The organism is Lacticaseibacillus manihotivorans DSM 13343 = JCM 12514 (assembly GCF_001435035.1).
Classification (GTDB): domain Bacteria; phylum Bacillota; class Bacilli; order Lactobacillales; family Lactobacillaceae; genus Lacticaseibacillus; species Lacticaseibacillus manihotivorans.
This window is the reverse complement of sequence record NZ_AZEU01000131.1, coordinates 18892-30330: the sequence shown is the minus strand read 5'-3', so window position 1 is coordinate 30330 and position 11439 is coordinate 18892. Positions and strand designations below refer to the sequence as shown.

The window sequence follows — 11439 nt, the reverse complement described above, 5'->3', positions numbered from 1 at the left end:
TCAGACCGGCCAGATGCGATTTCATGTCCCAAATACCGAGGTGAATAATCCAGGTTGTTGTAGCGCTTCTGTTGACAGATAAGGCACATGCGCCATCGCTGGCACGTCATCCCAAGCCACAGGATAACCAGCACCATGCGCACAAAACACTGAATCCGGCGTATTATCCAAATCAGCTTTAGGGTCATAACCACGCGTTGCAACCACCGAATCCATATCATGCGCCGGTCGATACCCATCAGGCACCAAACTCAATTGCCCTAAACCATGCGCATAACTGCGTAACTCCGTGGCATAATCTTGCATTTCACTGACTGGGGCAGTGCCAGTCAAGCGCGTCAGCTCGCCATTTTGTTCCGGCTGGCCAAATTCACCTTGCATGCGTTGAATATCCGTCATCGCTCGGCCAATGCTTTCGGTTGGCACCACGAGTTCAAAGCGATACCAAGGCTCTAATAACACGTCACCAGAATCGCGTAACATCATTAGCCCTTGCCGCAATGCCCGCCAAGCTGCTTGTCTGAAATCACCGCCAACGGAATGTTTGACACTGGCGCGCCCTGAAATCAAGGTCACATGCACATCGGTCAATGGTGCGCCAATCAAAACGCCGAGTTGTGTTTTAGCTTGCAGTGCCGTTAAAATTTGATGTTGGAAGTTTTGCGTCAACACATCTGGCGAACACGCACTGTCAAACACCAACCCGCTGCCTAATTTGCCAGGGGCGATGCGCAAATGCACTTCTGAATAATGCCGCAAGGGTTCAAAATGGCCAACGCCTTCGACAACTTGATCGACGGTTTCGCGATACAAGACGCCACCAGCGACAAACTTGACCGTTAAGTTGAAGCGGTCATGCAACAACGCGGTCAAGATTTCAATTTGGATCGGACCCATCACTTGTAAGCGAATCTCTTGCAACGTTTTCGACCAAGTGACATGCAGTTGTGGATCTTCATCCCCGAGTTCTTCCATCGCTTGCAAGCAGGCATGTAAATCTTCTTCCAAAGGATCTAATGCATAGCTCAACACGGGTTGCAATATCGGACTTGGCGCATCAGGCAAGCTGCCCAGCCCCATCCCAGCATGGGTGTTTTGGAGATTTGGGATCGCACAAACTTCACCAGGCGCGACTTGGTTGGCAATCGTGAATTTCGTCCCATTGTACACCCGCAACTGGTTGATCTGCTCGTCACCTAGCATTTGCTTAGGCACCAATTGCCCGCCTAAAATCCGCAACCAAGTCAACCGCACACCTTGGTCATCGGTAATTTTGAACACGCGCGCGGAAAAATCTGGTAACGCTGGCGTTTCGATGGTGTAAGTGGACAAGCCTTCAAGCAAGTCAGACACGCCATCAAGTTTCAACGCCGCGCCAAAATACACTGGGAACAATTGCCGGTGCGCGATCAAATTCTGAATCGTTTCAGTCGATAATTCACCGGATTCCAAATAATCTTGGAGGATGTCATCATCTAACACCGCGATGGCTTCTTTGGTGTCATCATCCAAGTTTCTCAATGGCAAACATCCGGCATCAAGGTCGGTTTGCAAACTGGCTAACGTCTGCTCCGCATCGGCACCGATGGCATCCATTTTATTGACGAAAATAAACGTCGGCACTTGATATTTTTTTAAGAGTTGCCACAAGGTGCGCGTATGGCCAGATAGCGGGGCATTGCCTGCCACCACTAAAATCGCATAGTCTAACACATCAAGCACTTGTTCCACTTGCGCGGCGAAATCCAAATGTCCCGGTGTATCCAACAATGTCGCCGGCGTATCGCCTAAGTTAAATTGCGCGGCGTGAGAAAAAATCGTGATGCCCCGCGCTTGTTCCAAGGCGTCTGGATCTAAAAAAGTATCCTGATTATCCACGCGGCCGAGCGTTCGCAATTGTCCGCTTTGATAAAGCAACGCTTCTGATAGCGTGGTTTTGCCGGCATCCACATGCGCGACGATCCCAAAAGTTTTCATCTTGTTCCTCGAATTCGTTTTTCTTCTATTAATATAGTAACGCCGTGACGTGAAATGTGCCAACCGTCTCGAATTTCTTTCCCGATATGGCACACCCAAGCTTAAAAGCGTATCATCGGTTCATCAGCTTAAACGGAGGAACTTATGACTTTACTCACGCAATTTCAATCAGCCCAACCCATCCTCGTCGCCTTAGGAGATCCGAGTCGCCAAGCCATCATTTCAGCCATGTTAGAAAATGGCTGCGACACTGGTATGCGCGTTGGCGACTTGACCCAAGCCGTCGCCTTATCACGCCCTGCCGTCTCCCATCACTTAAAAATCTTGCGCGACGCTCAATTGGTCCGGATGGAAAAAGTGGGCACCAAACATTATTACTATCCAAGCGTCTTTACCCAACTGGATGCCATGCAACACTTACTCGATGCCTTAAAGGAGGCGCAACATGCCTAATATGACCAGTTTTATGTTTGACCGCTTCGGCAAACACCCGCTCACCAAACACCAAATCTCTGTGCCAACGCCAAAACCTGGCGAAGTCTTAGTTGAAATCAAAGCTGCTGCCGTCAATCCCGTCGACATCAAGAAACGTAACGGCGACTTGCGCTTCTTGTTACCAGAAAAGCATCCGGCACCAACTGGGCACGACTTTGCCGGTATCATCACCGCAGTTGGCAGTGCAGTCACTGATTTTAAAGTCGGTCAACGGGTGTTTGGTAAGCTCGATGACTGGCACATTGGCAGTTTTGCCGACTTTATTTGTGTGCGCACAAAATATATTGCTGAAATTCCAACTGACTGGTCGTTTGAACAAGCCGCAGCTTTGCCATTAGTGGGGTTGACCAGTTATCAAGCTTTACACGACTACTTACAACTTAAACCTGGTCAATCCGTATTGATCCCTGGTGGCTCTGGCGGGATCGGCAGTATTGCCATTCCCTTGGCCAAAGCATTAGGCGCACGTGTGACCACCACCGCTAGCCCCAAAAACTTCACGCGCTTACGAGCCCTTGGTGCAGAGGTGGTGCTGGATTATCATGACGACCAAGCGTTATCCAAACAACCTCAGTTTGATGCGGTTTTTGATACGCGCGGCGGCCAAGATTTGATTGCAAGCTTTGATTTGGTGAAAGCAAATGGTCGCATCGTTTCATTAAATGCGATGCCAGACCCGCAATTTGTGGCTGATCAAGGCGAATACTTCCATTTGAATGCGTTCAAGCGCGTGATTTTAAAACTGGCGAGTGCCAAGGTCGACCGACTGGCCCAAAAGCATCACGTCTGGTATCGATTCATGTTAGTCAAATCCAGCGGCCAACAGCTCCAAACGCTTACTGAGTTGATGCAAGCCCACCAAATCCAAATGCCGATCGATCGCACCTTCACATTCGCAGATACCCAAGCGGCGCTGGATCACGTCGAAGCCGGTCACGCCCAAGGTAAAGTCGTGATCAATCATTGAGGTTGAGAAATTAGCGCCATAGTTTACGGCATGGTATAATTGTTTCGGCTATCTGCCTTGGAAGGGAGCAAGCAAATGTTCTATTCATTTATTCGCGTCGTCGCGCGATTCATCTTACTGGTGATCAACGGCAACGCCCATTACGAAAATAAAGAAGTTTTACCTGACGGCCCTTACGTCTTAGTCGGCCCCCATCGTACTTGGTGGGATCCCATATATTTTGCTGTGGCAGCTTCACCGCGAAAATTTGGATTCATGGCCAAACAAGAGTTGTTCCATAACCCAATTTTGCGCTGGATCTTGGTCCATGCCAATGCGTTTGGCGTCGATCGGGCGCATCCTGGTCCATCTGTGATCAAAACGCCAGTCAAAATGCTCAAAAAACAAGACCTTGGGGTGATCATTTTCCCAAGTGGCACGCGCTATTCCTCTGAACTCAAAGGTGGCGCGATGTTGATCGCAAAACTGGCCAAGGTGCCGATCGTGCCTGCCGTTTATCAAGGCCCAGTGAAATTCTCCAGTTTGTTTAAACGCAAGCGCGTCACGGTGCGCTTTGGGGAACCGATCACAGTGCCTGCTGGCAAGTTGACTGATGACGTGACTGCACAAATCGGCGATCAAATGCAAGCGGCGTTTGACCAGCTCGACAAAGAAATCGATCCCAATTTCAAATATGTGCCAGACCAAAGCAAATACCTCGCTGAAAAAGCCTCAGGTAAGCTGAAATAAAAAAGGAGTCTTCATTCTCATGAGTTTTTGGCAGCGCCTTGTGGCAAAACCGGATCTTGATCAAACGTTAAACGCCGACCATCAATTGGCCCGCACCTTGACCACCCGCGACTTGATCGCGTTAGGCATCGGCGCGGTGATCGGCACTGGGATCTTCATTCTTCCAGGAACAGTCGCAGCAACCACTTCTGGCCCAGCGATCACCTTAGCCTTTATCTTAGCTGCAGTGGTGTGTTCACTGGCTGCGATGTGTTATGCAGAATTCGCTTCAGCGCTACCAGTCGCTGGCTCTGCATACGCATACGGCAATATCGTGTTCGGGCAAATTTTTGGCTGGATCATCGGCTGGGCTTTGATTTTGGAATATATGTTAGCGGTCGCTGCCGTGTCCACCAGCTTTGCCGCCTATTTTCAAAGTTTCATCGGCGGGTTTGGCTTGCATATTCCAAAAGCCATCACTGGTGCTTTTGATCCGGCGCATGGGACTTACATCAATTTAGTCGCCGTGATCGTGGTGTTGTTGATCGGGTTGATGTTATCGCGCGGTATGCAAACTTCCATGGCCGTCAACCGCGCGATGGTCGTGGTGAAGTTAGGCATCATCATTTTATTCGTGTTAGTTGGGGCCTTTTACATCAAGCCGGCTAACTGGCATCCTTACTTACCATTCGGGACCAAAGGCATTTTAGCTGGGGCCTCGACGGTGTTCTTCGCTTATCTGGGCTTTGATGCGGTATCCGCTTCGGCACCTGAAGTAAAGAAACCACAGAAAACTTTGCCGCGTGGCATCATCGGCACCTTGATTGTCGCCACGATTTTGTACGTGTTAGTCGCGATCGTCTTAACTGGGATCGTCAAATACACCCGCTTAGATGTGGCTGACCCAGTATCCTTTGCCTTAAACGTGATCCATCAGCCGAAACTCTCTGGCATCATTGCTTTAGGCGCACTGGCTGGGATGTTCACCATGATGGTCACGATGATTTATTCCTCCAGTCGCTTGGTTTATGCCATCGGCCGTGACCGCTTGTTGCCACGCTGGTTTGGTAAAGTGACGCATCAACTCCCCCTGAACGCCTTATGGACGGTGACCTTGATCATCGCTGTCATGGGTGGCCTAGTGCCATTGACGCAGTTAGTCAACTTAGTCAATATCGGCACGCTGATCGCCTTTGCGTTTGTTTCCATCGGCATTATTCCGCTGCGCAAGCATGAAAAAATCGACAATGCCGGCTTTAAAGTCCCAGGCTATCCAGTCGTGCCGATCATCAGCTTCTTGTTCTGCTTGTTGTTGATGAGTCAATTAAGTGCTGAAACGTGGATCATGAGCTTGATCTGGTTTGCCTTTGGGATGGTCGTTTACTTTGCATACGGCTTCCGCCACGCCAAACCATAACATTGAAAAGTCCTGATTTTGATGAGCAACGTCATCAAAGTCAGGACTTTTTTCAGTCATTGGTTAATAATTCATCGACCACGGCCACCAAGGCTTGGGATTGCGATTCAGACCAAGTATCATGTAGCCGCGCCAACAACAAGCGGACGAACTGACAGAAATCAACTTTTGTATGCGTGTGCAACGGATGCGTGATGGTCAACAAAACTTCCTCAAACGCCTCCGCGTTCCAATACCGCAGCGGTTGCAAGTGTCTGGCGTACATCAAATCGCCTAACAATGCGGCACTGGCGATCGCCGTGGGCAAATTGATCCGTCCTGGTAACTGATCCACTGGTAGTTTCTGTACGACTGGTAACAACACTTTGCGCGCGCGCCCTGCATTGTTGGCATGCCAGCGCGTCTGGCCGGCGTCAGTGATATGGTCAACGGCTTCAACAGAGTCAAAGCTGACTTGCCAACGCTCAGGGGTACCAGTGACATTAATGCCACGCCGTTGTGCCAACTCGCGCAAGGTCAACAAGTGCTGCGGTTGGCGCAAGCGATTTTGGCGGACGATCCAGGTTTGCTTATCTGCTGTGAACCATTTTTTGTCATGCACGGCGCGAATGACATACGGGCGCACCTTAGCAATCACGGCAACCAAACTCGGTGCTTGCGGAATTGGCAGCTGTTCAAATAACGCCGCCAAGTAATTCAAAACCGCCGGGTACTCGCTTGGCAAAAAGTGCGCCTCAAAAATCATGTCCCCTAATAACACATGCTGCAGGACTTCTGGCGTGAAGCGCTGCACCACTTGGCGACCTTCCAAGTACATCTTGGCCACCAAGGCCTCATCCACGCGGTGGGCGAACTTGGCCTCAACGCCTTCGATGGTCAAGGGCTTGCGCAATTGTAAAAAGGCTTCCCAACTCATTTGCAACCGCGCTTGGTGCCACGGACTCAACTGGTCGCGCTTGAGCTGCGGGATCACCAAGCCTAAATGTGGCAGGCGAATGCGTTGATCTTGGATCATTTTTTTCAAGCCGGCGTCAAGGTCCACGCGGGTCGGCAACAACCAGCGTAAATAGACACTGTCGATCATAAAAGTTCTATTTTTGTGACTTTCAATTGGCAGCTGTAACGCCAATGCGGACAAAATTAAGTCTATATCGCCCCAATCAGTGGGTGGCTGATCGGTGGCAGAGCTGACGACTAGCACAAAAGCCGACAAGGTCATGTCGATCACTTGCACGGAGTATAAGGTGCTCAAGGCGGAATATTCGGGCTCCTCACGGAAAATTGCTAGGTTTTTCTCCACGGCATCATCTAAGTCGTGTCTCATCCACTCGCCTCATTTCCATTCAGATACTTTAATTATATCGGCTGAACACCTGGTGACCTAATTTATTGTCATGATGCCGTCAAAGCACAAAAAAAATTCCGAAAACATTGACGTTTCGGAACTTTTTTCTGAAGATTTAAACTTGCGGGAGCCAATAAGCCGACTCGATCACTTGGAGCATTTTGCGTAATTGGACAGTTTCGACAATGTCATGCACCCGCAAAATGTTACCGCCGCGCAAGAACATGGCAGATTCTGCGATCAAGGTCACGGCCAAACGATCATCTTTGGGCAAGTTGAACAACTGGGCACCAAAGCCTTTGCGCGAAATGGCCACCATCAACGGCCGCTTGAAGGCGTTGAGCAACTCGATATTGCGCATCATGGTGTAATCTTGTTGACCATCTGCGACTTTCGCGTAGCCGATGCCTTGATCTAACGCGATGCGTTCGCGCGCGATGCCTGCGTCCTCAAGGGCTTGTAAGTTCTTGGTGAAAAACGCCAGCATTTCTGTTGAAAGATCCGTATATTCCACATCGCGATTGCTGTGCATCGTCAACAAGCCGACGTTTGATTTCGCCAATAGCGGCAGTTTTTGCGGATCATCGACAAACGCATTCACATCGTTGATAATGTCCACGCCTGCATCGATGGCTCGTTGCATCACTGAATATTTGTAGGTGTCGATGGCCAGTGGCACTTGTGGGAAATTGGTGGTTAAGAAATCAATTACCGGCCCGACGCGTTGCCATTCCGTATCGGCGTCGATTTCAGTGAACCCGGGCCGAGTCGTTTGGCCACCGACTTCGATCACATCCACGCCAGCGTCAACCATTTTGGAAACTTGCGCGCGCATATCATCAAAGGCGACAAAGCGCCCACCATCATAAAACGAATCTGGCGACACGTTCAAAATGCCATAGATCAATGGCGTTTCCGTGACATCAAATTTGAAGCGGCCTGCTTGCCAGTACACGCGGTGCGCGTCATGAATGGCGTTGAGGTCAGCCACGGCTTCTTCATCCCCGGCTTGTTCAAACGCTTGAGTCATAGGCGTCAGCGCAGTGATCGGGACTAAAGCTTGGTCATCGACGACCACGAGATCAAAATGTGCTAACATTGCTTGCAGTCGTTCAGATTCCTCGGCTTGGGGATGAAAGGCCAACCCCACCATACGTTGACGCTGCGCGGTGGCGTAAAGATTTTGTTCTGCTAATGTATGACCAGTGGGAATTTCAAATTCAGAAATTTTCATAATAGCCTCCTCAAAATGTTGGGGTTAAGCAAACAATTGCGCCAAAGCCCGCCGCCTTGGCAAATAAGCACTGCGAATCGCGATCGGCATTTGCGCCAAGGTCATCGCTTCACCGTCAGGAATTAAAATTTGATCAAAGCCAGTCCCGGTTTGGCCTTGAGGCGCATCAGCTAAAGTCGCGTCCAAACTGCCAGTCGCACTTTGGACTTGATTGCTGGGACTGATCAACACCAACACCGATCGCAAGACCACCGCAGTATGTGCTGGGACTTTGGCTAACAAGGCGGCATTGGTTTCATGGCGCGGCAGTTGTCTGGCAGTGTGCACTCCGAATAATTCAGGATGACCGCTGACAAACAACCCGGAATCATCTCCGAGCACATAGGCTTCAGGATGGAATTGATGCGCCGCTTGCGCTTTGACCGTGGCGTTCGTCAACAAATCATCATCGCCTTCTGCCGGCATTGATTCGGTAATCATTTGCGCCGTGTGACCATAACTGGCTAACAAATCGGCAATTTCTTTGAACTTGCCGCGGTTATGGGTGGCAATTAAAAATTCAGTCACGGCAACAATCCTCCGATCAAATAAAACGACCCCGCGACTAACACCACATCCCCTGGTTTGGCCAAGGACACTGCCGCATCACGTCCGGCTTGCACATCAGGTACCAATTCTGAACCTGGGATCATGGTTTGCAAAACCTCACCAGCCAATGCGCGGGTCGGATGTTTTGGCGTCGTGACCCACACGTGATCTGCAGTTTGCGCCACTTTGGCCAATTGGTCAACGGCTTTATCTTTCAAAAAGCCTGCCACCAATAACAACCGACCCCCGACTGGCAATAATTCGCGAATCTGAGCCAATGCCTGCGGAAACGCGTCAGGATTATGACCGGCATCGACCATCACGGTTGGGTCATGTTGGATCACTTGCATCCGGCCAGGGAGTTGCACCACTTTCAAGGCATCAAGGACTTGGTTGAGATCGGACAACGCCTCGTGTTCAACTAACCACTGACCAGCAGCAATGGCAGTTTGGGCATTCGCCACTTGAAAGGCGCCAAGCATTTTGATCAAAGCTCCATCACCATTGGCAAGTTTCACCTGCGTGCCGGACCAAGTGGTGGCAACTGGCGTCAAGGAAACGTTACTGGCATCGAGCACACCGGCTGCCTGATGAGCTTTCGCGACTTGTTGAATCACTGCCAATGCTTCTGGGGTTTGATGACTGGCCACGACGACTTGAGTGCCTGGTTTAATGATCTGCGCTTTATTTTCTGCAATTTTTTCGATGGTATCGCCTAAAATCGCGGTATGATCCAAGGCAATGTGTGTAAACACGGCTAAATCTGGCGCGGCAATCGCGTTCGTCGCATCGGTTGCGCCACCTAAGCCGGCTTCAAGCACGATCCAATCACATTGCGCAGTCGCAAACCATTTCAAGGTCACCAACACGTCCCACTCAAAATCGGTGAACGCATCGACATCTAATGCCGCTTGCCTCATGATTTGACTCATGAGTTCAGCGTATTCATCCGCCGAAATACTTTGCGGACCAATTTTGGTTTGGTCTAATTCGTTATGAATCGCTGGTGACGCAAAATGGCCCACCCGATGGCCGGCATTTTGCAACGCTTGGGCCAAAAACGCGCCAGTTGAGCCTTTGCCATTGGTGCCGGCGATGTGGATCACACGATACGCGCGGTCTGGGTCGCCGATTTGATGCAAGACCTCAGCTAAGGCTTGGACACGACTGGGATCCGCTGCCAGCATCCGATGGTCCATATGAGTGCGCAAAGTCTGGTAATCAGCGGTTGCCATTGCGGTGTTGGGCCTCCTGTTGGAATTCTTGGCGTAATGCGAGATCCGTTTTGAACACACCGGTATAACGTGACGTATAAGTAAACAAGTCACCGCGATTGATCCCGCGCATTTCCATACACATATGCCGCGCGGTCACAGAAACTGCAATGCCTTTGGGGTCAAGCACGCGTTGGAGTTGATCGGCAATACTGGTGGTCAACACTTCTTGGACACTAGGACGCCGCGCGACAAAATCCACTAACCGGCCAAGTTTGCTTAAGCCAATGATACGTTTGTGACTCGGCATATAACCGATAGTGACATGACCAAAGAATGGTAATAAGTGATGCTCGCACATGGAATAAAATGGGATCTGTTGCACCATCACCAAGCCTGGATCTTCAGTGGTTTCAAAGACCTTGTAGTCTTTGAAATCCGCGGGTTTATCCAAAGAGCCAAACACTTCTTGATACATGCGCGCCACCCGTTCAGGCGTTTCGATCAAGCCAGGACGCGTGGTATCTTCGCCCACGGCATCCAGTAATTCCCGCACGGCGTTTTCAATTCGTTGTTGATCCATCAAAGTTCTTCTTTCTCTTGAGAATATGGGCGCACCCAGTTGTGATCAAGCGTGTGCATCAACAACTCGGCGATCCAAGTGGCGTGCGCTTTGTCGATCACTTCAAGCAGTGGCACTAACACAAAACGGCGGTTGGCCAATTCTGGATGCGGTAAAGTCAATTCCGGTGATTGCATATGGACATCACCATACACCAGTAGATCCAGATCCACACTGCGCGGCCCCCAGCGGACGATGCGTTGACGGTGCAAGGCGGCTTCGATGTCATGCAGGCGTTGCAGTAAGGCTTGCGGATTAAGTTCAGTTTCCACCACAACCACCTGATTGAGATAATCATCTTGCGGCACATCGCCGACTGGTTGGGTTTCATACACCAAAGACTGGCGCACCACTTGTACTTTCGGGGTTTCATCCAGCAATTGCACCGCTTGATGTAAGTTGTGGAACCGATCACCTAAATTCGCGCCTAAACCGATGTACGCTTCAGTCATCCGTGGACACCTCGATTTCCACCGCATCAAAAATGCCGGCGATCGGCACTGCGCCTTTGCGAATGGTCAAGGTGATGCCGGACACGTCAAATTGTTCGGTAAGATGTTTGAGCAATTGATTGGCCAACATTTCGATCAACTGATAGTGATGTGTGGTGACAAAATCATTGATGGCTTGATAAACCGCACCATAATCGATGGTTTCATTGAGATCGTCGTGTAACACTTGGGTTTCGATCGGCAAACGCAGCTCGATATCCACTTGTAGGCGTTGGCCGAGTTTTTGTTCCTCAGCAAACACCCCGTTGTACGTATGAAATTGCATATTTTTGATTCGAATCGCGCCCATTTTCGCCCTCCGCTAACATAATGCTTCTATTATACCGTGGATGACAGACGTGGACTAGCACAACACCCGAT

The 11439-nt window shown here is 50.2% G+C and carries 12 protein-coding genes; 4 read left to right on the top strand and 8 right to left on the bottom strand.

The genetic code is table 11. The annotated features are described in order from the left end of the window. Positions 1 to 21: 21 nt before the first annotated feature. Complete coding sequence (locus tag FD01_RS07130; protein WP_056963450.1) at positions 22 to 1977, bottom strand: elongation factor G; 1956 nt, start codon at positions 1975 to 1977, stop codon at positions 22 to 24. 144 nt (positions 1978 to 2121) lie between these two features. On the opposite strand from FD01_RS07130, the gene FD01_RS07125 reads away from it, so the two are divergent. The 4 genes from FD01_RS07125 to FD01_RS07110 all read left to right on the top strand — a co-directional run bounded on the left by FD01_RS07125 (position 2122) and on the right by FD01_RS07110 (position 5564). Next, positions 2122 to 2430 carry an ArsR/SmtB family transcription factor gene (locus FD01_RS07125; RefSeq protein ID WP_056963448.1) on the top strand — a complete coding sequence of 103 codons (309 nt, stop codon included), beginning with the start codon at positions 2122 to 2124 and terminating at the stop codon, positions 2428 to 2430. Next, positions 2423 to 3439, top strand: coding sequence for an NADP-dependent oxidoreductase (locus FD01_RS07120; protein WP_054715787.1), 1017 nt, complete (start codon positions 2423 to 2425; stop codon positions 3437 to 3439). The genes FD01_RS07125 and FD01_RS07120 overlap by 8 nt, the downstream gene beginning before the upstream one ends. 75 nt (positions 3440 to 3514) lie before the next feature. Then, complete coding sequence (locus FD01_RS07115; RefSeq protein WP_054715790.1) at positions 3515 to 4168, top strand: lysophospholipid acyltransferase family protein; 654 nt, start codon at positions 3515 to 3517, stop codon at positions 4166 to 4168. Between the two features lie 19 nt (positions 4169 to 4187). Continuing rightward, the gene (locus tag FD01_RS07110; protein WP_056963446.1) at positions 4188 to 5564 is read left to right on the top strand and encodes an APC family permease; all 1377 of its coding nucleotides are present in this window, start codon (positions 4188 to 4190) and stop codon (positions 5562 to 5564) included. Positions 5565 to 5616: 52 nt separating this feature from the next. Here the strand turns inward: FD01_RS07110 and FD01_RS07105 are convergent, their stop codons facing one another. The 7 genes from FD01_RS07105 to folB form a co-directional block, all read right to left on the bottom strand. Continuing rightward, a complete protein-coding gene (locus tag FD01_RS07105) occupies positions 5617 to 6888 on the bottom strand; it encodes a hypothetical protein (RefSeq protein ID WP_056963444.1) in 1272 nt (423 codons plus the stop codon). Positions 6889 to 7024: 136 nt separating this feature from the next. After that, on the bottom strand, positions 7025 to 8143 hold the full coding sequence (gene folP, locus FD01_RS07100) for a dihydropteroate synthase (protein ID WP_054715799.1): 1119 nt from the start codon (positions 8141 to 8143) through the stop codon (positions 7025 to 7027). A gap of 24 nt (positions 8144 to 8167) precedes the next feature. Continuing rightward, entirely contained in the window at positions 8168 to 8710 is a 543-nt protein-coding gene (locus FD01_RS07095) for a non-canonical purine NTP pyrophosphatase (protein WP_054715802.1), read from the bottom strand. Next, positions 8707 to 9966 (bottom strand): bifunctional folylpolyglutamate synthase/dihydrofolate synthase, encoded by a 1260-nt coding sequence (locus FD01_RS07090; protein WP_054715805.1) that lies wholly within the window; start codon positions 9964 to 9966, stop codon positions 8707 to 8709. Before FD01_RS07090 ends, FD01_RS07095 begins: the two co-directional genes overlap by 4 nt. After that, on the bottom strand, positions 9953 to 10528 hold the full coding sequence (gene folE, locus FD01_RS07085) for a GTP cyclohydrolase I FolE (protein ID WP_054715808.1): 576 nt from the start codon (positions 10526 to 10528) through the stop codon (positions 9953 to 9955). The genes FD01_RS07090 and folE overlap by 14 nt, the downstream gene beginning before the upstream one ends. Further along, positions 10528 to 11019 carry a 2-amino-4-hydroxy-6-hydroxymethyldihydropteridine diphosphokinase gene (gene folK / locus FD01_RS07080; protein ID WP_054715810.1) on the bottom strand — a complete coding sequence of 164 codons (492 nt, stop codon included), beginning with the start codon at positions 11017 to 11019 and terminating at the stop codon, positions 10528 to 10530. Before folK ends, folE begins: the two co-directional genes overlap by 1 nt. Continuing rightward, complete coding sequence (gene folB, locus FD01_RS07075) at positions 11012 to 11368, bottom strand: dihydroneopterin aldolase (protein WP_082611752.1); 357 nt, start codon at positions 11366 to 11368, stop codon at positions 11012 to 11014. The genes folK and folB overlap by 8 nt, the downstream gene beginning before the upstream one ends. Positions 11369 to 11439: the final 71 nt, after the last annotated feature.